Annotated in this window: 16 protein-coding genes; 15 read left to right on the top strand and 1 reads right to left on the bottom strand. The window is 62.8% G+C overall.

Features of this window, described 5'->3' with window-relative positions; genetic code table 11:
- The first annotated feature begins 655 nt into the window (after positions 1 to 655).
- The 15 genes from NZM16_RS00195 (at position 656) to NZM16_RS00125 (ending at position 22,978) form a co-directional block, all read left to right on the top strand.
- Positions 656 to 1,342, top strand: a complete 687-nt coding sequence (locus NZM16_RS00195; RefSeq protein WP_295477675.1) for a response regulator transcription factor — start codon at positions 656 to 658, stop codon at positions 1,340 to 1,342.
- 746 nt (positions 1,343 to 2,088) lie between these two features.
- Positions 2,089 to 2,889, top strand: a complete 801-nt coding sequence (locus NZM16_RS00190) for a response regulator transcription factor (RefSeq protein ID WP_295448904.1) — start codon at positions 2,089 to 2,091, stop codon at positions 2,887 to 2,889.
- Between the two features lie 79 nt (positions 2,890 to 2,968).
- Positions 2,969 to 3,892 (top strand): NAD-dependent epimerase/dehydratase family protein, encoded by a 924-nt coding sequence (locus tag NZM16_RS00185; protein ID WP_295448902.1) that lies wholly within the window; start codon positions 2,969 to 2,971, stop codon positions 3,890 to 3,892.
- 128 nt (positions 3,893 to 4,020) lie between these two features.
- Positions 4,021 to 6,093: a hypothetical protein gene (locus NZM16_RS00180; protein WP_295477671.1), complete on the top strand. Its 2,073-nt coding sequence runs from the start codon at positions 4,021 to 4,023 to the stop codon at positions 6,091 to 6,093.
- Positions 6,090 to 7,529: a flippase gene (locus tag NZM16_RS00175; RefSeq protein ID WP_295477668.1), complete on the top strand. Its 1,440-nt coding sequence runs from the start codon at positions 6,090 to 6,092 to the stop codon at positions 7,527 to 7,529. The genes NZM16_RS00180 and NZM16_RS00175 overlap by 4 nt, the downstream gene beginning before the upstream one ends.
- 3 nt (positions 7,530 to 7,532) lie before the next feature.
- The gene (locus NZM16_RS00170; protein WP_295477665.1) at positions 7,533 to 8,948 is read left to right on the top strand and encodes a glycosyltransferase family 4 protein; all 1,416 of its coding nucleotides are present in this window, start codon (positions 7,533 to 7,535) and stop codon (positions 8,946 to 8,948) included.
- Positions 8,945 to 9,871, top strand: coding sequence for a glycosyltransferase family 2 protein (locus tag NZM16_RS00165; RefSeq protein WP_295448892.1), 927 nt, complete (start codon positions 8,945 to 8,947; stop codon positions 9,869 to 9,871). The genes NZM16_RS00170 and NZM16_RS00165 overlap by 4 nt, the downstream gene beginning before the upstream one ends.
- Entirely contained in the window at positions 9,850 to 11,055 is a 1,206-nt protein-coding gene (locus NZM16_RS00160) for a glycosyltransferase (protein ID WP_295448889.1), read from the top strand. The genes NZM16_RS00165 and NZM16_RS00160 overlap by 22 nt, the downstream gene beginning before the upstream one ends.
- Positions 11,024 to 12,457, top strand: a complete 1,434-nt coding sequence (locus tag NZM16_RS00155) for an O-antigen ligase (protein WP_295477662.1) — start codon at positions 11,024 to 11,026, stop codon at positions 12,455 to 12,457. The genes NZM16_RS00160 and NZM16_RS00155 overlap by 32 nt, the downstream gene beginning before the upstream one ends.
- Before the next feature lie 104 nt (positions 12,458 to 12,561).
- Positions 12,562 to 14,958, top strand: a complete 2,397-nt coding sequence (locus tag NZM16_RS00150; protein WP_295477659.1) for a glycosyltransferase family 2 protein — start codon at positions 12,562 to 12,564, stop codon at positions 14,956 to 14,958.
- Complete coding sequence (locus tag NZM16_RS00145; RefSeq protein ID WP_295448880.1) at positions 14,955 to 16,478, top strand: hypothetical protein; 1,524 nt, start codon at positions 14,955 to 14,957, stop codon at positions 16,476 to 16,478. Before NZM16_RS00150 ends, NZM16_RS00145 begins: the two co-directional genes overlap by 4 nt.
- A gap of 260 nt (positions 16,479 to 16,738) precedes the next feature.
- Complete coding sequence (locus NZM16_RS00140; protein WP_295448877.1) at positions 16,739 to 18,454, top strand: hypothetical protein; 1,716 nt, start codon at positions 16,739 to 16,741, stop codon at positions 18,452 to 18,454.
- Entirely contained in the window at positions 18,451 to 19,944 is a 1,494-nt protein-coding gene (locus tag NZM16_RS00135; protein ID WP_295448876.1) for a hypothetical protein, read from the top strand. Before NZM16_RS00140 ends, NZM16_RS00135 begins: the two co-directional genes overlap by 4 nt.
- Entirely contained in the window at positions 19,941 to 21,464 is a 1,524-nt protein-coding gene (locus NZM16_RS00130; RefSeq protein ID WP_295448873.1) for a sialidase family protein, read from the top strand. The genes NZM16_RS00135 and NZM16_RS00130 overlap by 4 nt, the downstream gene beginning before the upstream one ends.
- A 344-nt stretch (positions 21,465 to 21,808) precedes the next feature.
- Positions 21,809 to 22,978: a glycosyltransferase gene (locus NZM16_RS00125; protein ID WP_295477656.1), complete on the top strand. Its 1,170-nt coding sequence runs from the start codon at positions 21,809 to 21,811 to the stop codon at positions 22,976 to 22,978.
- 193 nt (positions 22,979 to 23,171) lie between these two features.
- Here the strand turns inward: NZM16_RS00125 and NZM16_RS00120 are convergent.
- On the bottom strand, positions 23,172 to 23,389 hold a 218-nt coding region (locus tag NZM16_RS00120; protein WP_295477653.1), incomplete at its 5' end, for a hypothetical protein.

Raw genomic sequence — 23,389 nt, 5'->3', positions numbered from 1 at the left:
TGCGATCGATATGGGCGATGCGCCTCATTGGTGCGACAGGTCTCCCTCGAGGATCCGCGCTTTTGCGGGCGGGGCGCGCCCCGCCCGCAAATCCCCTTTCTCTTACTTGCTGATGTTTCTTTCAGGCCTGAACAGGCGAAGGCGGGAAGCTCCGAGCCTTCATGGTAAGCGGTCCTTTCATCATTGACGAATGGAGTAGGTTGCTCATCGTAAACTGGGGTGGTATCCCTTGATCGTTGGGTTAATCTCTGGTCGCCTGATATTTCCTCTAGGGGGCCTTTAGGAGCTGGGGGGCACCAAGGGCGGCTCCCCAGTTCCCCACGGCCCCTTGGACCGCGGGGAGGAGGGATTAAGGGGGGAGGCGCCATCGGCACCCTATCCCGCCTCCGTCAGCAATGAAATACCCCTGGACCAATCACTGAGGGACACCACCAGGAATTTCCCAAGACCGCCCATGACCCCTTCCGCTCATAATAGGACGAAAGTCCTATATACTGTGAACCTAACTTCTTATATCATGAATTCAAAATAATTTGTCTTATTTATCAAAACCTTGGTAGTCGCCCCGGGCAGGCGATGATGAGTCCTTCGCTACCCTTCGGGGTGCCGATCGAAACTTCCGATACGCCAGGAAATCCGGATGAAGGGGCAATCAATGGCTTCCACATTGTTGGTGATCGATGACGATCGGGAGTTTGTCGAGCTGCTCCGCAAGCGTCTGGAAGGAGCAGGCTATCAGATCCTGGTTGCCCTGGACGGGGAAACCGGCCTTCGGATGCTGGAAAGCGAGCGACCGGATCTGGTGATCCTGGACATTATGATGCCCGGGATGGATGGCTGGGAGGTTTGTAGACGGATCCGCCAGATCTCCACGATCCCCATCCTAATGCTAACCGCCAAGGGGATGACCACGGACGTGGTGTATGGTCTGGAACTGGGGGCCGATGATTACGTGACCAAACCCTTCCAGGCCGACATCCTCCTGGCTCGGATCCGGGCGCTGTTACGCCGAGCCAACAGCCGGGCGCTGCCGGAACAGGGAGTTTATCGGTGTGGGGAGATCGTGCTGGATCTGGATCAGCACACCGTGACGGTGGCGGGGCAGCCGGTGCAGCTCACCCCGCTGGAGTTCCGGCTCCTGAGCGTGATGATGCGCAACCCTGGCCGTCTGCTTCCCCATCGCTATCTCCTCACCCAGGTCTGGGGGCCGGAATATGCGGATGATATCGACAACCTCAAGCTTTACATTCACTATCTCCGCCAGAAGATCGAGCCCGACCCCAGACATCCGCGATACATTCTGACAGAGTGGGGGATCGGATATCGGTTTCAGTGTGATTAAACCTTGTCGAACCTGTTGCGCAATGAGGATGGGGCGCTTTTCGAGCGGGAAGCGCGCCGTTGCAAACCTGGGGTTTGGGGTGACGGGGCGAGCCGCAAAGCCGCCCACCCTGTCACCCTAACATTGTCTTAAGTAAAGGGCAGGCTCTTTCGCCTCACTTTCTTCTCCCCCTCCCTGTGCGGACAGACACCCAGCCGGAGTTCCGCCTCCAAGGGGATTTTGATCCCTTGCTCCCACGACCCAGAGAGCTGTGGGGGAGGGATTAGGGCCCAGACGCTAACGGAAAGGCTGCGCGTTCCGGTCTGCGACCGGAAAAGCCGGAGGTATGATGGATTTTCTGGGGCCCACGCCCCCAGGGGCAAGCCCACGCCCCCGGGAAAACTTGGGGTTTCCCCTCCCCCATGCGGCAAGATCGCATCCAGGGCCCCATGGGGATGGATGAGGCCGCCAAAGGTGGCGCCGCGCTTTCCTCCAGAAGAAAACGAGCCCCGTAACTCCTCTTCCTCTTAAAGAAGCAGGCTGCGCCATTTCTGCTCTCGTGTTTCATCCTCAAAACAAATTCAAACCGAAATCTTCACCTTTTCAAACTTCTTCCTGGTAAGGTTTGAAAGTGAGATCTGGGTTCGACCCAGACCGCCTTCCTTCTCTCCTTCCCCGCGTCTAACTCTTTCTTCTCTATTCGTGAGGGAAGGGAGAAGGGGGCAGAGAGATCAACGGATCCTCGGATGGTATGGAGGAGGAAGCAGATGGCTCAGTTATTCTATCCAGGACCAGGAGGTAGATGGGATGGCAATACCAGCGAAGCCGAGGTGCGGGTCCTGGTGGTGGACTCCAGCCCGGAGATGCAGCGATTGCTCCAGCAGGAATTAAGCACAGATCAAATGGTCGTGTTCACCGCTGCTGGGCCCTCCGAAGCTCTGGCGTTGCTTCCTGTGATCACCCCTCATCTCATCCTCACGGAGATCGCTTTCCCAGATCATGATGGCCTGCGCTTCTGCCAACAACTGCGGGCCGTCACGCATAGTCCGATCCTGGTGATTTCGGCCCCTCGCTCGGAGCAGGACGTCATCCGCGCCTTCGATATGGGAGCCGATGATTTCATCCCCAAGCCTTTTGCCTTCGTAGAGCTTCGGGCGCGCATCCAGGCCCACTTGCGCCGTCAGGGTTGGCGCGGAGCCCATGGGGCGATCACCTATTACGCCGATGATCATCTGGTCGTCGACTTGCGGCTCCAGGAGGTGCGGGTCCGCGGGCAGCGTGTTCGCATGTCCCGCATCGAATACCGGCTGCTGGCCTGTCTGTTGGAGCATGCCGGTCGTGTGGTCCGCCATGAGACCCTGCTCCGGGCAGGCTGGGAGGACCAGGGATGGGATGCCCATTACTTGAAGCTTTACATCCGCCATCTGCGGAACAAGATCGAGCCGGATCCCTCCCGGCCCCGTTACATTGTGACCGTATGGGGGGTGGGTTATCGGTTTTGCCCGCAAAACCGCTCAACGGATTTCGGAGAGTCCGCGAGAGATAGCGCGCGGAAGATGGATCGTTAACTCTCTCAAGGCGAATGAGTTCGCCGACTTCCGATCGGGGAGCGATAAAGACACATTAACGAGGTCCCAGGAGGTCGTAATGAAATGCCTGGTCACCGGCGGAGCAGGTTTCATTGGATCACACGTGGTGGATGCGTTGATCAAGGACGGCCACGAGGTGGTGGTGGTGGACAACCTGAGCACCGGCCGAAGGGAGAACCTGAACCCCAAGGCGCGGTTTTATGAGATCGACATCCGCAGCCCGGCGCTGGCGGAGGTGTTCGAGCGGGAACGGCCGGAGGTGGTCAACCATCACGCCGCTCAGATGAGTGTGCGCATCTCGATGGCGGACCCCATGTATGACGCGGAGGTCAATGTGCTGGGCTCTCTTAACCTGATCCGCCTCTCGCTCCAGTATGGGGTGAAGAAGTTCATCTACATCTCCAGCGGGGGCGCGGTTTATGGGGAGCCGGTTTATCTGCCATGTGATGAGGATCATCCGATCCGCCCGCTCTGCCCTTATGGAGTCACCAAGTTCATCGTGGAGCAATATCTGGCGCTGTTCCACCAGCACTACGGGCTCCGTTACACAGTGTTGCGCTACCCCAATGTGTATGGGCCGCGACAAGATCCCAACGGCGAGGCGGGGGTGGTGGCGATCTTCATCGGCCGGATGCTGCGGGGAGAGCCGGTGGTGATCCACGGGACCGGAGAGCAGATGCGGGATTTCGTATATGTGGCGGATGTGGTGGCCGCGAACCAGATGGCCCTGGAGAACGGAGATGCAGAAGTATTCAACCTGGGAAGCGGCCGAGGGACGACGGTGAACGAGATCTTTCGATTCCTGGCGGCCATCACGGGTTATCGCCGCGAGCCCCTCTACGGCCCGCCGAAGGTCGGGGAAACCTTCCGGATCTATTTGCGGGCGGATCGCGTATATCAAGCGTGGGGGTGGCGACCCCGGGTGGATCTGGAGGAGGGGTTGGAGCAGACGGTGGCTTTCTTCCGCGATCGGCTCGGATAAGGCGAGGGCTTTTTGGGTGGGGTGAGGCTGCCAAAGGCGGCACCGACCACTCCAAGATTTCATATAGTTGCGAGTTACGCAAGAATCCCCACGGCCTTCCAGGGAAAAGCGAGAATAAGGAGCCCTGAATGGAGCGTCTGCAACCTTATCTGGATGCCATCCGCCGCTGGTGGTGGTTTCCTATCCTGTGTGCGTTGCTCGCGGGGGCTGGAGGCTATTTCTACACCCGCCAGCAGCCACCGGTCTATGCGGCGCGGGTCACGCTGATGGTGGGCACCAGCATCACCAACCCCAACCCGGATCCCCAGGAGATCGGCCTCAGCCGAACCCTGGCGCAGATCTATGGGGAGATGGCCCGCCGGCGGCCGATCCTGGAGCAAACCCTGAAACGCCTGAATCTGACCCTGTCCCCCGATGATCTGGCTCGGGCAGTGGAGACCCGCGTGGTCTTCAACGCTTCCCTGTTGGAGATCTATGTTTACGATTTCGATCCTGAGCGGGCGGCGGCGCTGGCCAACGCGCTGGCGCAAACGTTGATCGAACAGGCCCCGGGCGCCCGATCCCAGGCGGATGAGAATTTCCTGCGAGGCCAGCTGGCAGACATTCAGGCGAAAATCGACGAGGCGGATCGGCGGATTCAGGAGTTGCGGCAACGTATGGCAGGCATGACCTCGGCGTCGGAGTTGCGAGAGGCTCAGGATCAGCTCCAGGCGCTGGAGCAACTTAAGCGGGATGATCAGCAAACTTATGCCCAGCTGCTTGCGGCGATCAACCAAGGGCGGGTGAATACCCTCAGCGTCTTAGAGCCTGCGCTCCCTCCCACACGTCCGGTCTCGCCCAGCATGTTCCGCAATCTGGCGCTCTCTGTGGGGTCCGGATTGTTGCTCAGCCTCAGCATGCTGATGGCGCTGGAGCTGTTCCTGGGCCGGGCGGTGCGCTGGGACGGAAGCCTCACGATGTTCAACCTTCCCGTCCTGGGGGCAATCCCTCACTGGCGCAACCGGAAGGATCCCCTCATCGTCCGCAGCGCGCCGGATTCCCCGGAAGCGGAGGCTGTCCGTTCTCTACGGCTTCGGACCCTTCGAATGCTGGAGGGGAACTCCTCGCGAGTTGTGTTGATCACCAGCCCGATGCCGGAAGACGGCAAGTCCTTTGTAGCGGCCAATCTGGCGGCAGCCATGGCCGAGGCCGGGCTGCGCACAGCGCTGGTGGAAACCGATCTGCGGGGCGGCGTGGTGGCTCACCTGACCCCTCAAGAGATCTCTCAGGGGCTGGTAGATTACTTGGAGGCCGAAGGGGAAGTCCCCTCCCTTGATTCGCTTCTCCTCCCTGTGGATGGCGGTTTCTCGATCCTGCCGATGGGCCGGATCCCACGGGATCCCGGGTTGTTGTTGAGTTCGCCGCGGTGGCGGGCGTTGCTGGCTGGGCTTCAAACTCGCTTTGAGGTCCTGATCCTGGACGCCCCGCCCACGCTGTTCCTGGCGGAGCTGGAGCTCTTGGCTCGGGCGGCCGACGGGGTCCTCCTGGTGATCCGTGACGGCGAGACCCCCCGGCGGCTGGTCGGACAGGCCCGCTACGCACTGCGAGGCCAGCGGATCCTGGGGATCGTGGTCAACGATGTGCCCCGCCGCAAGCTGGGGATCGGTTACGGCTATGCCTATGCCTACGGCGGTTCTCGCTACGAACAGAAAACCCGGCGGAAGCCCGCCGCCTCAACGGTCCTTCGAGCCTGGCAGGAGAGCGTTTCCCGAGGGATCCAGGGGTGGTGGGGGAAGCGAAAAGCCCCGGAGGAGAGGGATTATCCACCGCTTGCCTGGCCGCTCCCACCCTATTCCGAGCGGATGCGGGCTAAGCAGCGGTTGATCCTCCAGGCACGAGAAGAGCGCATGAAATCCCCGGCCCCTCCGGTTTCCTTCGCACCGATCTCCACAGAACCGAGGATCGTGGATGCTCCGGAACCTGTAGGGAACGAAGGAAGCGGGCCTTTCGTGGGGGCGATTCTGCCGGAGGAGGACGGCGCATCAGTCGGCGATGTCTTCTCCCCCGAACCGCCCCAGATGGAGCGTCCATCCATCCTTCCGTTTGTGGACCTCGATCCGGAGTTGCTGGCGGCGGCCATGAGCGAACCGGAAGCCGCATCCGCGGACGAACCACCTTCTTCGGCGGAGGCCCCCGAACCATCCGCGGAGCGGGAAGGATGAGCCCGGTGGCCCTGACGGTCCTCCGGAACACGCTGTTCGGATTGGGGGGACGCCTGATGGTGAAGGCGCTGGCCTTCGCCTTCTCGGTCTGGGTGGTCCGGCGTCTGGGGCAGGAGGCTTTCGGACACTACGCGACCGCCCTGGCTTACGTGGCCGCCTTCGCTGTCCTCTCGGATTGGGGCCTCGCCCCTTATCTGGTCCGCGAGATCGCGCGGGACCGGCGGCGAGGGGAGGCGATGCTGATGGACGCGATGGCCCTCCGGTTTCTCCTTTCCTTGGGGACCATCGGCCTGATCCTGGGGATGGCGTGGTGGCACCAGCAGCCGCCGTTCTTGATGGGAGGGATCGCCCTGGCCGCCCTTACGCTTGTCCTCTATGCGGCTCAGGGGCCGCTGGAGGCGGCGCTGCAGGGGATCCGCCGGCTGGATCTCGTTTCCGCGGCGGGCGTGTTGCAGCAGTTGCTGTTTGTAGGGCTGGGCACTGCCGCGCTGGTGCTGGGATGGGGATTCTACGGACTGATCGGCGCCTCGCTGGTCGGCCTGACGGCCGCGCTCCTGCTGACCGCGTGGGCCGTCCGTTCCCTGGGCCTGTTCCATCTCCAACGGCCGGAATGGTCGGTGTGGCCATCCCTGTTGCGGGTTGGTTTGCCCTTCGGCCTGATCGGCTTAGCGGTGAACCTGTCCTACAAAGTGGACACGATCCTCCTCAGCCTTTGGTGGCCAGCGGGGGTCGTCGGCTGGTATAACGCGGCCTACAACCTCATCTTTTCGATTGCGATGATTTCCAATGCTGTTAACGTCGCCCTTTATCCCTCAATGGCCTCCCTAACGGACCCGGAGGCCCTGGCCGCGGTGATCCGTCGCTCCGTCGGATATCTCTGGATGCTGTCGATTCCCTTCGCTGTGGGGGGATGGATGTTGGGGGACCGCTTGATCCCGGCCCTCTACGGACCCTCCTTCCTTCCCTCGGTTCCGGCCTTCCGGATCCTGATCGGGGTGGTTCCTTTCATGTTTCTCTCGGAATATCTGGGATATGTCATCTTGGTGCGGAATCAAGAGTGGCTGGTGGCCCGCTCGCTGATCCTGAGCACCACGTTTAACATCGCGGCGAATCTCATGCTGATCCCACGTTATGGCCTGATGGCTGCCGCATGGATCACATTGCTGACGGAGATCCTGCTGGTTGGGCAGTATGGATTGCTTCTCCGGTTGTGGCGGGGCATCCCGATGGGGCTTCTGGGGAAGCCGGCGCTGGCAGCCGGGATCATGGGGCTGACCCTCTGGGCGGCGCGCGGCCTTCCCCTGCCCACGTTGCTGATCTTGGGCGCGTTCGCCTACGGCCTGGCTCTGTGGGGCCTGAGGGCGCTAGGGTCGGCGGAATGGGATCTTTTGCGTGGGATCTTCCGTCGGTCGCCGATCACAGGGGAGGTAGGCTGAGCCATGTTCGTTGTGCTGGCCGCGCCGCATTACCCGCCGCGCAACGTCGGGGGGGTGGAGTTTTATGTGCAGTCCCTGGCCCGCTGGCTACATCAGCAGGGCCATCGGGTGGAGGTGGTGTGTGTGGAGCAGATCGAATACGGGCCCTTCCCCCGGGTGACGGCCCGGGTCGATCAGACGGAGGGGTTTCCGGTCCACCGGCTGACGGTCCGCTGGCGGAAGGGCCCCCTGGGGATACGGGATCGCTTCGACAACCCGGCGATGGAGCTGTGGTTCAAAGCCTATCTCCATAGCCGCCGCCCGGATGTGCTCCATTTACACAGCGGATATCTCCTGACGGTCTCCCCGTTGCGGGCGGCGATGAAGATGGGGCTCCCCACTGTGGTCTCTCTTCACGATTTCTGGTTCCTCTGCGCCCATCATACGTTATTGCGGCCCAGCGGCCAGGTGTGCCCGGGGCCAGAGGATCCGACGGGGTGCGCCTATTGCTGGCTCAGCCAGAGCCGGCGTTATCGATGGATCGAGCAAGGATTTCTCCGACTGGGCATCCGGGATCCCCATCGGAAAGCGGGTCGCCTCCTGCAGCCCTGGCCTTTCTTTGCTCCATGGGCCCAGATCATGCAGCAACGGTTGCCCACAACTATAGGAGTTCTGAATCGAGCGACGGCCATCATCGTCCCTACAGAGTTCCTTGCCCATCTTCACCGATCCTTCGGAATGCGTCAGGAAGGCGTGTATCAAATTCCATACTTCGTTCCTTCGGATCTCCGAAGGCCGGATGGGGATCGACGGGACCCTTCCGCGTTGCATGTGGTCTACATCGGCCAGGTCGCGCCTCATAAGGGCCTCCACGTGCTGATCCAGGGGGTTCAGGAGGCGATGAGGAAAGTGGGAGAAAGGGGACGAAAGATCCAGCTGACCATCTACGGCAACGATCAGGCGTTTCCGGTTTATCGGGCCCATCTGGAACGGCTGATCGGTTCGGAGGGAAATATTTGCTTCGCTGGAGTTCTATCACGGGATCGTCTGGGGGAGGCGTTAGCGGAGGCGGACGTGCTGGCCCTGCCGTCCATCTGGCCGGAGATCACTGGCATTGTCGGCCTAGAGGCGCTGGCAATGGGTGTTCCCGTTCTCGCCAGCCAGATCGGCGGGATCTCCGAGGTGATCTCTCACGGACAGAACGGGTGGCTGGTTCCTCCAGGAGATCCCCAAGCGATCGCGGAGATCCTGGCCTGCTGGGCCCAGGAGCCTGAGGCGCTGGAGCGATTACGGGCCCAGGCGCGCGCCCTTTTCTCTAAAGAGCAGGCGATGGAGGCCTTGATGAGCCTCTATCGGGACATTATCCGTATAGAGGCCCCTCGTTTTGCTGATCGTCCGGAGCCTGAGCTTCAGGAGATCGCTGAGGAGCACCCGATATGAGCGGAATCCTCGTGGCGATCCTAACGTATAACCGGCTGCCTGATACCATAGCCTGCCTTGAGTCGGTGCGGCGCCTGGAAGGCCCGGTGGAGGGCGTTCTGGTCCTGGATAACGATTCTACCGACGGAACGCCCCAGGCCATCCGTCGCGCGTTCCCAGAGGTCCAGATCTGGGAACTGGAGCGCAACCGGGGTTATGCGGCAGGGAATAACCTGGCGCTCCAGATGGCGCTGGAGCGGGGGATGGAGGGTGTGTTCCTGTTGAACAACGATACGGTGGTGGACCCCCAATGTTTAGTGAGGATGCTGGAGACCGCCCGGTCCATGCCTCAGGTAGGGGCTGTAGGGCCGTTGATCTGGGCGTGGCCGCCGTCACAGGGGATCTGGGCGCTGGGCGGGGAGATCCATTGGCGCCGGGCTTACACTCTCCATCGGGAGGCCGGGCACATGGAGCCTTCCCGGCGCTTTCCCCATCCCGTCGATTTCGTCCCCGGTTGTGGGTTCCTGTTGCGGCGGGAGGCACTCGAAGCCGTCGGAGGGTTCGACGAACGCTACTTTATGTATTGGGAGGAAACGGACTGGTGCCAGCGGGCGCGCCGCGCCGGCTTCTCCATTTGGGTGGATCCCCGCGCCCAGATGTGGCACAAAGCCCCTCTGAGCTCGGAGGATCTCTCTCCGACCACGCTGTATTACATGACCCGCAACCGGCTGCTCTTCTTCTGGGCGCACGGCTGCGGCATGGAGCGCTGGATCGCCCTTGCCCACGCGGTCCACGGCGCGGTCCGGCTGGCCCAGCAGCTCGAACAAAGGGAACGCCCTTCCCATGCCCGGGCGGTCCGGGAAGGGCTTTATGCCTTCTTCCGTCGGCGCTGGGGGATCTGGGAAAACGGAAAGGGGGCGCGGTGGCCCGTATCCTCTGGCTGATGGGCTGGTTCCCCCTGCCGCCGGATAAGGGAGTGCGGATCCGCCTCGCGCAGCTCCTAAACACGCTGGCCGCTCACCACCGGCTGACCTTGGTGGTGCTGGCTGACCCGGAGGCTGAGGTCGAGCGTTACTGGGCGGAGCTGGCGGCTCGATGCGAGGCCTTCTATGTTTTCCGGCGTCGAGAGTTCCAGCCGACCCGATGGCGGGCGGTCCGCGGGTTTTTCTCCTCCGCTCCCCGCTGGCTGGTCGATGTGGAGCTCCCCGAGGTCCATGTCCGGGTGCGCCAGCTCTGCCGGGAGCAAACATTCGACCTGATCATCGCCTCTGAATTGCCATCTGCCCTTTACGTTCGCCGCTTGAACAGCGTCCCGAAGATTCTGGACGATGTGGAATCCGGGCTGTTCCTGGACCAAGTCCGCATGGCCCGCGATCCGTTCCGGTGGGCGCGGCGGATGCTGATGTGGTGGAAGTATGCCCGGTTCCTGCGGGCGCTCTCGCGAGACTTCACTGCGTGCACCGTGGTCTCCGAGGTGGAAGCCCAAATCCTTCAGCGGGCTGCGCCGGAAGCCCGGGTGGCGGTCATCCCCAACGGGATCGATCTGGCACATTACCAGGGGATCGAAGCGGCGCCGGAGCCGGATACGCTGATCTTCACCGGGGCGCCGACCTATTGGGCGAATCGGGATGCCCTGGAGTTCTTCGCGGAGGCGATCTGGCCCGAGATCCAGCGGCGTCGCCCGGCGGCCCGGCTGTGGGTCACCGGGCGGCTTCCGGAAGGGATCGCGCTGCCGCATCCGCCCGGCTGGATCTACACCGGCTACCTAGAGGATGTGCGCCCCTGTGTGGCGCGGGCCTGGGCGATGGTGGCCCCGCTGCGGTTCGGCGGGGGGACGCGGTTGAAGATCCTGGAGGCGATGGCCCTGGGGACGCCGGTGATCTCTACGCCCAAGGGCGCGGAGGGGCTGGTGTTCCGGGAAGAGGGCGCGGTGACCATCGCCGATCGGCCCCGGGATTTCGCCCAGGCTGTGGTGGACCTGCTGGGGGATCCGGATCGTCGGGCGCGGCAGAGCCGGATCGCCCGGGAAGCGGTGCAGGATTATGACTGGGCGCGGTTAGGGGAACGCTATCTTCAGCTGGTGGAACGGTTGATCCATGAGTGGGATCGCATGGCCGCGAGGTCTTGAAAAGGGGCCCCGGGGGCGGGTCCGAATTCCACCCGCCCTGTGGGGGGTCGGGCTGGGGCTTCTTCTGTCGCCCTGGATCGGCATGCTGGTCCTCACCGCGCGGGGCCGGTGGATCGCGTTGGGGCTGCTCGGAGCGCTCGCCTTCCCAGCCCTTTTATTCTTCAGTCGCTATGCGGTGGAGATCATCCTGTTCGCATCCCTCTTTATTCCCTTTACGATCTCCACCGGCTCCCAAAGTCCCATTGTGGCAAGCCTGCTCCTCACCGGGCTGTTCGGCGGGCTCTGGCTGCTCCGGCTGGTGTTTGAGCGGGAACGCTGGCCGAAAGCCCCGGCGGTGATCCCTCTGCTGGGATTTATGGTTGTTTCGGTGATCTCGTTCTTCTGGAGCGAAATCTGGCGGGATCCGATGATCCCCCCTTGGTTCCTGTATCGGGCGCGGCTGGGGGGGCTGGGCGTGATGTTGCTTTCGCCGCTGGCCCTCTGGCTGGCCGCTGCCCACCTGCGCCATCCCCGCCAGGTGGACCGCCTGGTGGGGATGTTCCTGATCGCGGGCGCGATGGGGGCCATCCAGATCCTGGCCGGGCGGACGCTGTTCCCCTTCCTGAACACGGGAGGGCTTTTCCCGATGTGGTTGTTCAGCTTTGGCGTTGCCTTCCTGGTCTTCCGGCCCATGCCGGCCGGGCTCCGGGTGGGGCTCCTGCTGATGTTGGGGATCTGGGGATGGCACGTCATGGTGCCCGGGATCTCCTGGATCAGCGGCTGGCTCCCGCCGATCGCAGCCCTTCTGGTGGTGGTGTGGTTGCGATCCCGGTGGTTGTTTGCGCTCGTTGCCAGCATCCTGGCGCTGATGGCGGTGGTTTACTGGCGGCCGCTTCAGTTCTGGGTGTTCGACTACAACTACTGGACCAGCGGGACCACCCGGCTGGAGGCGTGGGCCCGGAACTGGCAGGTCACCCGGGAGCATCTGCTGTTCGGGACGGGGCCGGCGGGATATGCGGCGTATTATATGACCTATTTCCCGGATCAGGCGATGGCCACCCACAGCAATTACATCGATGTCCTGGCGCAGACTGGCCTGATCGGCATGGGATTCTTCATCTGGTTCCTGGCGGCCCTGGGGCGGGAGATCTTTCAGATCTGGCGCTGGGTTCGTAGCACAGATCACCAGGCCCGTGCCCTGGTTGCGGGGCTGATTGGGGGATTCGCCGGCCTGCTGGTGGCCATGGGGCTGGGGGACTGGTTCCTGCCGTTTCCTTACACCCAGACCATCGCAGGCTATCGCTACACGGTATGGGGTTGGATTTTCGCAGGGGCGGCGGTGGCGATGGGCCGCTATTATCGGAACCTTCGGTTGCAGCTTTCCCACGCCGCCTGGATCCAGAGGGGCAGGCTGTCCCGCTGATTCCTCAGCTCTTTATCTCTGTCCGCGGCCTGAACGGGGGAATGGGGAGAAGCCTCTATCCATAGCTCGGCGATCGAGAAGCCTTTTTTCGATAAGGCGGACCCATGACGCCATTGGTCTCTGTCATCCTGGTCACCTATAACACCCGCGATCTACTGGCCCGCTGTCTGGAATCCCTCCCGGCGGCGCTGGAAGGGATCCCTTATGAGGTCTGGGTGGTGGACAACGCCTCCACCGACGATACGATCCCCTGGCTTCGGGCCCAGCATCCGGAGGTCCACGTCCTGGCCAACCCGACCAACCGAGGGTTCGCCGCGGCGAACAATCAGGCGATGGCGCAGGCCCGGGGGCGGTATTTCCTGCTGCTGAACACGGACACCCTTCCGCAACCCGGCTCGCTGGCGGCGCTGGTGGATTACCTGGAGCATCATCCGGAGGTGGGCATCGCGGGGAGCAGCCTTTTGAACCCCGATGGGACACCTCAAGGATGCGCGGCGGATTTCCCTACCTTAGGAACGGAGCTTCTGCTGCTCCTCGGGCCGATCGGGCATCGCCTCCTGGGTTCGCATTTCCCCTTCCATCCTCCTGCCGAAGCCCCTCGTCGGGTGGACTGGGTCTCCGGCGCATGTCTTCTGATCCGTCGGGAGGTGGTGGAGGCCATCGGGGGACTGGACGAGGGCTACTTCGTGTATGGCGAGGAGGTGGACTGGTGCTGGCGAGCCTGGCAGGCCGGGTGGGAGGTGGCCGTTGTGCCGCAGGCCCGGGTGATCCATCTGGGAAGCGCTACGGCGCGGCGGATGGACGGCCTGCGGCGGCGCTGGCTGTATGCCGGGAAAGCCCGCTTCCTCCGAAAGGCCCGCGGGCCATTGACGGCATCGGTGTATCGGGCAGCCGTTTGGGGGACCACGCTCCTGAAATGGATCGGGATGCGGTTGATTGGACGTCGGGAGCAGGCCGCAGCTTACGGGACGGCGATCGGCCTGGAGGGATGGCAGCGCTGGGCTCAGATCTTCTTCACTCCGATTGCTTGGACGCTCTTTCTGCTGATCTTCCTGAGCACGGTTTACGTGTTCCCCCGCTGGGCCGACTGGAACCAGAACTCCCGCCTGGATCTGGTGCTGGCCCTGGTGGAGCAGGGGACTTTCCGGATCGATGCCTTTGTGGAGAACACCGGTGACTACGCGATGGTGGGCGGCCATTATTACAGCGACAAAGCGCCCGGCCTGGCCTTCGCGGCCGTTCCTCTTTACGCGCTCTTGCATCCGATCTTGGTTGCGCCGCTGGCGGAACCCCTGTCGCGAGTCCTGGAGCGTTCCCCCGCCTTCCGTGCGACCCTGAACCCCGCTGGCACCGGGGTTTCTCCGTGGAAGGTCCGGTTTGCCATCGCCCAGGTCATCCTCAGCGCGGTGGTGGTGGCGCTGCCCTCCGCAGCCATTGCCTTCGGATTGCACGGCTTTCTGCATGCCCGGTTCGGCGACCATCCGGTGACCTGGATCATTCCCCTGGCCTATGGGCTGGCCACGCCAGCTTTCGCTTACGCCAATCTCTTCGTGGCCCATCAGTTCGTGGCCGCGCTGCTGATGACGGCCTTCGCCCTGGCCTGGGGGATCCGCCGGGGCTTTCTCGGGGACGGATGGATGGTCCCCATGGGCTTTCTGCTGGCGTATGCCTTCATCTCCGAATATCCCACGATCCTGATCGGCGGGGCGATCGCCGTGTATGGGCTGGGCGGATGGCGGGAGGGGATTTCCCCCCTGGCGAGGCGGGCGCTGAAGATGGGCGCGGGCGGGATCCCCCCGTTGCTGCTGGCAGCTTGGCATAACACCGTGGTGTTCGGATCTCCGTTCGAGCTGGGCTACGCCTATTCCACCCTGTGGCAGGAGGTCCATCGCCAGGGCTTCTTCAGCCTGCGGGGGCCCTCGTCCGAAGCGCTCTGGGGGATTACCTTCAGCCCCTACCGGGGGCTGTTTTTCCGTTCGCCGTTTCTGCTCCTGGGGCTCATCGGCCTATGGTGGATGCTCCAGGATCCAGAGTGGCGGGCGGAAGGGCGGCTGGGGGCGTGGGCGGCGCTGAGCTTTATGGCCTTCAACGCCTCTTCCGCGATGTGGGATGGGGGATTTGCGGTGGGCCCGCGGTATCTGCTCCCGATGGTGCCTTTCTTGGCCCTGGGGGCCGGGTTCGCCATCCCGGCGCTTGCCCGGCATCGGATGGGATGGGGGGGGATCGGCCTGCTATGGCTCTGGAGCCTGGGGATGGTGATGCTGGAGAGCCTGGCCGGCCAGCAGTTCCCACAATACCAGCGGTTCCCGCTGGTGGAATACGTCTGGCCGAGATGGCAGGCCGGCGACATCGCCCGGAACTGGGGGGTGCTGCTCGGATTACGGGGGATCCCGAGTTTGCTTCCCCTGATGGCCCTTTGGGGATGGGGGCTTTGGCGGTTGCTCCCCCGGGCGGAACGATGGCGCATCGCCGTTCATCGTATTCCGGGAGGGAATGGATGATCCTCTGGCAGGAGCTGTCTGCAAGAGCGCCTGGGGTCCGATGGCTGGCTGCCATCGGGCGCTGGGCGATGCATCCGGTCGGGGTGTTCGCAGCGCTGGCGGTGCTGACCCGGTGGCCGCTGCGAGGTCGTTGGCTGTATCACTGGGACTCGGTGAATTTCGCCCTGGCCCTGGACCATTTCGATGTCGCGCGGGGTCAGCCCCACGTTCCGGGCTATCCGCTTTATGTCGGCATGGGACGGATCGCCCGCTGGCTCTTCCACGATCCTCAGACGGCCCTGGTGGCCTTAAGCGTCACCGGAACGGTTCTGGCGACAGTTATGATTTACCGGTTGGGGGTGGAGTGGGGAGGGCCTCGGACCGGGATATGGGCGGCGCTGTTCTGGTTGAGCAGCCCGCTGGTCTGGTTCTATGGAGAGATCGCCCTGCCCCACGCCCTGGATGCTGGCCTGATCCTGCTATTGGTCTGGCTGGCATGGCGATGCGCGCGGGGCGAGCGACTGCATCGGCCCCTGGCCCTGGCGCTGGCCCTCTCCGCCGGGTTGCGCCCCCAGAACCTGCTCTTCCTGGGCCCGGTCTTTCTGTGGGGGCTCTGGGGCCAGCCATGGCGACGACGGGCGGAAAGCGTCCTCTGGTTGGGCGGAGCCCTTCTGTTGTGGCTGGTCCCTTTGCTGACTTTGAGCGGCGGGCTGTTGCGCTATCTGGAGATCTCACGGGCGTTTCATGCGCACTTCTGGTCCTCCACGCTGGTCTTCGGGCCCGGGGGGATGGCGGCTTTGCAGCGCAATTTGGGGAAGCTGGCGGCCTACACCGCCTACGGCCTGGCCGGGGCTGGGCTGGCTGTGGCGCTCGTTCCTCAAGTCCTCCGACGGGTCAATCCCTTCCCGGCGCGTTTCCCCCGGGTGGGATGGGCGCTCTGGATTATCCCATCTCTGGCCTTTTACGCGTTCATCCATATGGGGCAACAGGGTCTGGTGTTGGTGTTCCTGCCAGCGTTGATCCTGCTGGCCGCTTACATCGTAGCGCGCAGCGGTTCCTGGGGTCGATGGCTGGGGGCGGCCGGGGTGGCCATCAACGTTGCGATTTTCCTGCTGGCCCCAGAATATCCTCTGGGCACGGAGGGGATCCGGTTGCTCAATCGTTCCACCCTGCGCCGCCACGATGCCCAGCTGGAAGGGCGTTTTGACCTGCTTCGCGCTCATTTCCCCCCGGACCGAACGCTGGTCGTGGCCTCGGAGTGGCGGTTCTTCGATTTCTACGCGCCGGAATACCCGGTGTTGCCCTTCGGCCTGGAGGATCCCGCCGAGCGCCCGCGAACAGAACAGGTATGGATGAGGCCAAGCGAAGGGGAGGGCTGGGCGATCGTCCTGTTCGAGCCGGAGCTGACGCGATGGGTGGTCTCTAACTCCCGCCTCTACGAGTGGTTTGAGGGAGATGGGGTTCGGCTGCCGGGCTGGCGCTGGCCGCCCGGCGCGCGCTGGGTGTATGGGCCGGAGGGGTTCGGGCTGCTGGGTCCGTAGAGGTTTGGGCTCGATGGGAAACTGGCCTTGCTTTCCCGGGGGGTTCTAAGGCTGGGGCGCCGCCTTTGCGGCGCCCCAGCCCCAGAAACATTTTTATACCCCCTCCCCATGGTCCCTGGGGAGGGAGGAAGAAGAGGGGCTTGGTTCGCTTCCCTCCCGAAGGCGTTTGGATGGGACTCGACGCCTGAAGGGGCCCATGGCGTAGGGGGGAAGTCGGGCTACGGTTTTGTCGATGTCAGCCCATCGAACAGGAGGGCCGCTTGTTTTCGAATGCCTTCGATTTCCTGAAAGGCCCCGAGGGGCGCTCAAAAACCATCGCCGGGCGTAGACGTGATCCAGCCGTCCCCCGCTGGCCCGGAGGCTATGAGCTTCTGGCCTGGGCCCTCGGGGTATGGGCGGTCTCCAGCATTCCCTACGCGGTCGGCTATCTGGCCGTCGGACCGGACCGCCGGTTTATGGGCTTCGCCTTTAACGTCAGCGATCACATCCAGTATTTCGCCTGGTGGCGTGCCTTTCAGCAAAGCTTGCTGGCCACGAACCTGTTGACGCCGGAGCCCACGCCGGCGACGTATTTCAACCTGCTCTGGTGGCTCCTGGCTCAGCTAACGCACCTCAGCGGGATGGGTTATGAAGCGATCTATCAGATCCTGCGAGCCGCTGCGATCGGGATGACGGTTGGGGCGCTGGCTTTTCTTTATCGATGGATCGTCCCATCGGCTCAGGCGGCCCGGGCAATGTTCGCTATGGCCATGCTGGGAAGCGGTTTCGCCTGGCTCCATCCTTTGATCAAGCGCCTTCAGGCGTTTCTGCCGCTTCCGTCGCCGATGGCGCCCTATGTTCCTTCGATCGCAGAACCGAATACGTTTTTTTCCGCGATCGCCTATCCCCACTTTCTGGTCGCCCTGGCCTCCATCGCGGCGATCCTCGTGCTGGCCGTTCGGGGGATGTCCACCGGCCGCTGGCGGGACAGCCTGCTGGCGGGGGCGCTGGCGTTCACCCTCAGCCTGCACCACACGTATGATCTCCTCACCGTGGGGGCCGTGCTGGGGGGGATATTGGTTTGGCGGGCCCTGATCGAGCGTCGGCTGCCGTGGAAGGAGGCTGCTCACGTGGGGCTAGCGCTGGGGATGGCCGCGCCCGGCGCCCTGTATATGACCTGGCTGACCCATCAGGATCCGACCTGGCGGGAAGTGCTGGCCCAATTCGTCAACGCCGGCGTCTTCACGCCGCCGCCCTTTCAGCTGCTGTTGCTCCTGGGCCTGCCGTTTCTCTTGGCGCTCATCGGCCTCGGGGATCCCCGGCGCTGGCGGGCCTGGACCCTTCCCGAAGCCTGGATGGGGATCTGGTTCCTGGTTCATTTGCCCCTGGCCTATCTGCCGCTTAGCTTTCAGATCCATTTGCTGAACGGCTGGCAGATCCCCATCGCCTACTGGGCGGTCCGCGGAGTGGAACGCCTGGCCGTGTGGCTCCGGACGGGTTCCGTTCAGCCGCTGATGCGATGGGCGCTGGTCCTCTCGTTGCCCGCTAACCTCTACCTGTGGGGATGGCGGATCCTGGATATCAGCCGGGGGCAGCCACCCTATGCCTTGCATCGGGATGAAGTGGCGGCGCTGGACTGGCTGGCCGGGCGTGGTTGCGATGGGGGCGCGGTGATGGCCCCCGAAGCCGTTGGCGCCTTTGTCCCGATGTGGACGGGGTGTCGGGCGTTCCTGGCCCACTGGACCGGGACGTTGCGGTTCTTCGAGCGGCGGGAGCAGGCGCAGGCCTTTTATCGCCCGACGATGACGGAAGCGGAGCGACGGGCGCTGGTGCAGCGCTACGGGATCCGATATGTGATCGTCGGAGCTGACGAGGGAGCGAATGGGGTCGAATGGACGGACATCCCGTGGCTGGCGCTGGTGTTCCAGCGGCCGAAAGCGGCGGTGCTGGCGGTGCGGATGGATGCGTCGAGATCCGATGGGGGGCATCCGCGATGAGGGGATGGAAGTGGACCCTGGGAGGGATCCTCGGGCTTCTCGGATTGAGCGCCCTGGCCTTCTATCGCCTGACGCTTTATCCGCCCACCTGGTTTGATGAGGGCTCGCATCTGCATGTGCCCAAGGCGCTGGTCCGCTGGGGGGTTTATGCCGATTACAGCAGCGAGGGCTTCCGCTTCTCCGGGCCGATCTTCGGCGTGGGGCCCACGGTGCTGTTGCCGATCGCCGGCGCGTTTCATTTATTCGGGATCGATCTGTGGCCGGCGCGGTGGGTGATGGTGGGTTATCTCCTGTTAGGCGTTAGCCTTTTCAGCGTCGTGGCTCGTCGCTGGGTGCCGGGGATCGGGGCGGCGTTCGCTGGGCTCTGGTTCGTGTTCGCTCGTAGCGTGGACACGGTGACGCTGGGGCGCCAGGTGCTGGGGGAAGTGCCCGCGATGACCTTCTTAGCCCTGGGGCTGATCGGCTGGGCGCGGATGGCCCGGGGCCGGAAAGGAGGGGCGCTCCTGGCGGGCCTGGGCTTCGGTTTGGCCCTGATCACCAAGAACCAGTGGGGGCTGTTTCTGATCCCCGCTTTGATCACGATGGCCCTTTTGGGGAGGGTGTTTTACCGGGAGCCTTCTTGGGCCGGAAATCTGGCGGCAGCGGGGGTGGCGCTGGGGCTGTGGGGGCTGTGGCAGGGGATTTTGTGGGGCGTGTGGATCCCGGATCCCCTGCGGACTCTGGGGGAATTGCGGCAGATCGCGGGGGGGAGCGTAGCAACGTTCCCCTCGCCCCGGATGAGTGCGACGGCCCGGAGTCTGTTAACAGTCTTCGACGGCGCGCTGCTCCCGGCGGTGTTCTACGTGCTGGCCAAAGCCCTGCAGCGGAGCCGAGAGGGCTATCGCTGGGGATTCGTGGGGGTCCTGGCGGGTCTGAACCTGGGATGGCTGGTGGTGGCATCCAACGGCTGGTTGCGTTATGCCTATCCCGGCCTGGCGCTGCTCAGCCTGGGGCTGGGGGGCATGGTGGAGGATTTGCGGAAGCAGGTCCCGGGTTCGGCCCTCCGCTGGGGGATCACCGGCTGGCTTGTGCTCCTTTTGCTGGGCTCTGCGGCCATTATCATCGGGCGGGTGGTCCGGCAGGGGGATGGATCGGCCTTCGAGATGGCTCGCTATCTGCGAGAGCATATCCCGGAGAGTGCCCGGATTGAGACGTGGGAGCCGGAGATGATGGTGCTGACGGATCACGCGTATCATCAACCGCCTCAGGCGTTGCTCGACGCCGCTGCGCGTTTTATCTGGCTGGGTGGGCCGCCGCCCTCCGCGTTTTATCGTTGGGATTCCGCGCGGCCGGACTACGTGCTGGTGGGCGCGTTTGGGCGGTGGGTGCAGTTGTATCAGGAGGTTGAGGAAGGGTGCACTCGTCCTGTGGCAGCCTTCGGTCCATATCGCCTCTATGCGCCGGTGGAATGCGCGCTCTTTCCGACGCGGGAAAGGAGCATTCAGCCATGAGCTGGCGTTCGCATGAGCGGGGATGGACCTGGTGGCTGGTTGGGATGCTGGTTGCACTGGGGATGGGAATCGCAACCCCTGTGCATGGACAGGGGATTGCGGTGCGGTGGGAAAAGCCGATCCGGCTATCGGACCCGAATCAGATGGCCTGGTTCCCGGATGTAGCGGCCAGCGACGATGGGACGGTGGTGGTGGTCTGGTCCGGTGGCGTCCAGAGGGGAAAGGCAGCCTTTGATACCCTTGTCCTTACGAAACGCCAAGGAGATTTCTGGTCTAGGCCGGTTGATGTTCAGGCAGCTCTGATCATCCAGGGGATGAGTTTTGTTACACGCAATTCCATTCTGATCGATCGCTATGGGGACTTGCTTGCTACTTTTCGAGTGCCCACCACTTTGTTCTTCTCGCGCGTCCCGCTGCCTCAAGCCACATTGGCTTCGGCATGGGCATCGCCCTATCGGCTCAGCGGATCAAATGTAGCTTACTATAACGAACTGGCTGTGGATCCGTATGGTCGGCTCCATGTGGTGTGGTCAGAGATCACTATCACTGAGAAATCCTGCGAGGGATGTTCGGAGATCTATTATCGATCTTCCGACAATGATGGAGAGACATGGACGGCACCGAAGGATCTTTCTCAGTCTCCTGGTTATGATTCGTTGAAGCCTCATATTTGGGTGGCTCGTGATGGATGGGTGTATGTCACCTGGCAGGAAGGGAAAGGTCTGTCGGGCTGGGAGCGTAAACCGTTCGGAATCGGCCTGACCCGTTCCCCCGATCGAGGAAGGACCTGGTTAGGGCCGGTCCTGATCACGGCCACGGTTGGATCTCCTCAACAGGGGGTTCTCGGGGAAGATGGGCAGGGGGCTTTAATTTTGATCTGGCGCACAGCGGAAACGGAGACGGTTTATTTCCAGCGCTCCACGGACCACGGGGAGAGTTGGTCTTCCCCAATGCCCCTTCCGGGGTTTCGGGCCCGGCCGTGGGCACAGATCCCCTACGATGATTATGACCTCGCGCGGGATAGCCTGGGGCGGTTGCATTTCGTCGGCGTGGGAGCGGTAGGCGGAGAAGGCCAGGTCGGAGTCTGGCATATGATGTGGGATGGCACGACGTGGCATGGACCGTTTCTGGTATCCGCGAACCGCAATTTCCCGGAGTGGCCCCGGTTGGCGGTTTCAGAGGGCCGCCAGTTGCATTTAGTTTGGTTTGAGCGGGATCCTGAGAACATGTATAACTCTGACGCGGGTCGTTACACCGTTTGGTATAGCACGGCCCTCACCGATGCGCCGTTAGCGCGTCGGACCCCTATGCCTCGTCCCGCGCCCACGCCTACGCCTACCCGGTGGATCCCTCTGACGCCATCTCCGACGTCATGGATACCTCAGGTGACAGATCTCCCGGCGCTGCCGCCCGGTCAGCCGCGACCGGACGCGGATGCGACGCGACTGATCCTGTGGATCGGAGGGGGAGTGGGGGTGATCAGCCTGTTCGGGTGGTGGGTCCGTCGGCGCATGGATTGAGCTTCAGATGCCAGGCGACTTGGTGCCCGCATCACGGGTGAGGGAATCGCACGAAAACTCGACAGAGCTAAATGTGGGGCAGGCCGTATGTATCAGAGGCATGTAATCCGTTCCCAAAGAAATCTTTTCTCCCCCTTCCCGCGGCCCCAAGGACCGTGGGAGGGAAGGAAACAGAGAGGCGAGGCCCTCCAGGGCCATCGATGGGCTCCGAAGATTTTATAAGGTGCAAGCGCTGGTTTGAAGAGCCCAAGCGAGCACGTCACCCTGAACTCCAGGTCTTGCAAATTGGGATTTCCCTCCACTTGGTCAAGATGACTGGTTAAGGGGCTACAATGAGAATATTGATGCTAACACAGGTCTTGCCGTATCCACTGGTCAGCGGACCCCAGATCAAAACGCACTACACCTTGCGTTATCTTGCGCAGCGCCATCAGATTACTCTGGTTTCATTTGTGCGTTCAGAGGCGGAAGCCCTTCTGATTCCGATGTTGCATCCTTACTGCGAGGCAGTCCATACGATTCGCCTGCCGCGTTCCCGCTTCATGGATGGCATTGCCTTGTTGCGGGCATGGATGACGGGGGATCCCTTTATCATCGCTCGGGATTATCATCCCGCCTTCTATCGCTTGCTGAACACCCTGCAACAAATGGAATCCTTCGACGCAGTGCATGCGGATCAGTTAAACATGGCGCCCTACGGTTTGGCGATGCAGACCTTTCGTGTGCTGGATGCGCATAATGCAGTCTGGCGAGTAGTAGAGCGCCTGGCACAAACTCTGTCACCCGGGCTGGCAGGGACCTTTGCCTTATGGGAGGCTCGTCGGTTGAAGGCTTACGAGGGCCGAGTTTGCCGTTCATTTGATCGAGTGCTGACGGTTAGCCATGAAGATCGTCAGGCGTTAGAGGAAGCGGCGGGGTGTTCGCTTCCCGGTGCGGTTATGCCCATCGCGCTGGATCCTGCCGATTTCCCACCTATCCCCAGGGATCGGAACGCACGAGGTGTTTTATATATTGGGGGTTTACACTGGCCGCCGAATGTGGAGGGAATCCGATGGTTCTTAAGGGAGATATGGCCGCTCGTGTGTTCAAAAATACAAGACGCGCGTTTGTTTCTCGTTGGGGCTCGACCCCCTCGGGATTTGCAGGCATGGGCGACACGGGATCCTTCCGTGGTGGTAACCGGCTTTGTCGCTGATGCCGTCCCTTATTGGCGTCAGAGCGCCCTGATGATTGCTCCCCTGCGCGCCGGGAGCGGCGTGCGAGTGAAGATTTTGGAGGCATGGTCCCGCGGGGTTCCGGTGGTGAGCACATCGATCGGTTGCGAGGGCTTGAGAGCCTGTCATGGCGAAAACATATGGATCGCCGATGAGCCGGAGGAATTCGCACGGGCGATTGTAACCCTGTTGCGAGATCCTATGGAGGCTCAGCGTCTGGGCGAGGCTGGATCTGCCACCGTTCAGACGTGGTACGATTATCGCGTCGCCTATCGGGTTCTCGATGAGATATATCCATGATAGGCGTTACGCCATCGGGAACCGGTTGGATGAAGGGGTAGCTCTACCCTCTGTCTTCCCTCCCCCTACGGCCCAAAGGGCCATGGGGCGGACTGCCTCTAGCGGCCTCGCCCATCCCCAAAGCCCTTTATCTTCTCATCACGAGCGGAAGATGAATTTGAAATTCCCGAGACAGGGTGGTAAACGATCCCCTTCACCGTTCGCTGGCTCCTCTCGCATTCACCGAATGTGCCTCGTAACAGCAGTATGTGTTGGGTTGTAGCCATGGGATCCCCACGCTGTGTTCAGTAACCCGCTCCGCGCGAACGATCGTCCGTTCCCAGGATCCGCAGGACTGTCCATACCAAAACCGACCGTCGGCGAGCTGGGTGGTTCGCCAGCGCACGGTGGCGACGGCGGCCAGGGGACAGC

The organism is Thermoflexus sp., from assembly GCF_025055495.1.
In the GTDB taxonomy this organism is placed as follows: Bacteria; Chloroflexota; Anaerolineae; order Thermoflexales; family Thermoflexaceae; genus Thermoflexus.
This window is presented reverse-complemented; position numbering and strand designations above follow the sequence as displayed.

Coding starts and splice junctions, on each gene's coding strand:
- NZM16_RS00180 (WP_295477671.1), top strand. CDS start 4,021: ATGGAGCGTCTGCAACCTTATCTGGATGCCATCCGCCGCTGGTGGTGG.
- NZM16_RS00135 (WP_295448876.1), top strand. CDS start 18,451: ATGAGGGGATGGAAGTGGACCCTGGGAGGGATCCTCGGGCTTCTCGGA.
- NZM16_RS00155 (WP_295477662.1), top strand. CDS start 11,024: ATGAGTGGGATCGCATGGCCGCGAGGTCTTGAAAAGGGGCCCCGGGGG.
- NZM16_RS00165 (WP_295448892.1), top strand. CDS start 8,945: ATGAGCGGAATCCTCGTGGCGATCCTAACGTATAACCGGCTGCCTGAT.
- NZM16_RS00175 (WP_295477668.1), top strand. CDS start 6,090: ATGAGCCCGGTGGCCCTGACGGTCCTCCGGAACACGCTGTTCGGATTG.
- NZM16_RS00185 (WP_295448902.1), top strand. CDS start 2,969: ATGAAATGCCTGGTCACCGGCGGAGCAGGTTTCATTGGATCACACGTG.
- NZM16_RS00130 (WP_295448873.1), top strand. CDS start 19,941: ATGAGCTGGCGTTCGCATGAGCGGGGATGGACCTGGTGGCTGGTTGGG.
- NZM16_RS00145 (WP_295448880.1), top strand. CDS start 14,955: ATGATCCTCTGGCAGGAGCTGTCTGCAAGAGCGCCTGGGGTCCGATGG.
- NZM16_RS00195 (WP_295477675.1), top strand. CDS start 656: ATGGCTTCCACATTGTTGGTGATCGATGACGATCGGGAGTTTGTCGAG.
- NZM16_RS00190 (WP_295448904.1), top strand. CDS start 2,089: ATGGCTCAGTTATTCTATCCAGGACCAGGAGGTAGATGGGATGGCAAT.
- NZM16_RS00170 (WP_295477665.1), top strand. CDS start 7,533: ATGTTCGTTGTGCTGGCCGCGCCGCATTACCCGCCGCGCAACGTCGGG.
- NZM16_RS00125 (WP_295477656.1), top strand. CDS start 21,809: ATGCTAACACAGGTCTTGCCGTATCCACTGGTCAGCGGACCCCAGATC.
- NZM16_RS00150 (WP_295477659.1), top strand. CDS start 12,562: ATGACGCCATTGGTCTCTGTCATCCTGGTCACCTATAACACCCGCGAT.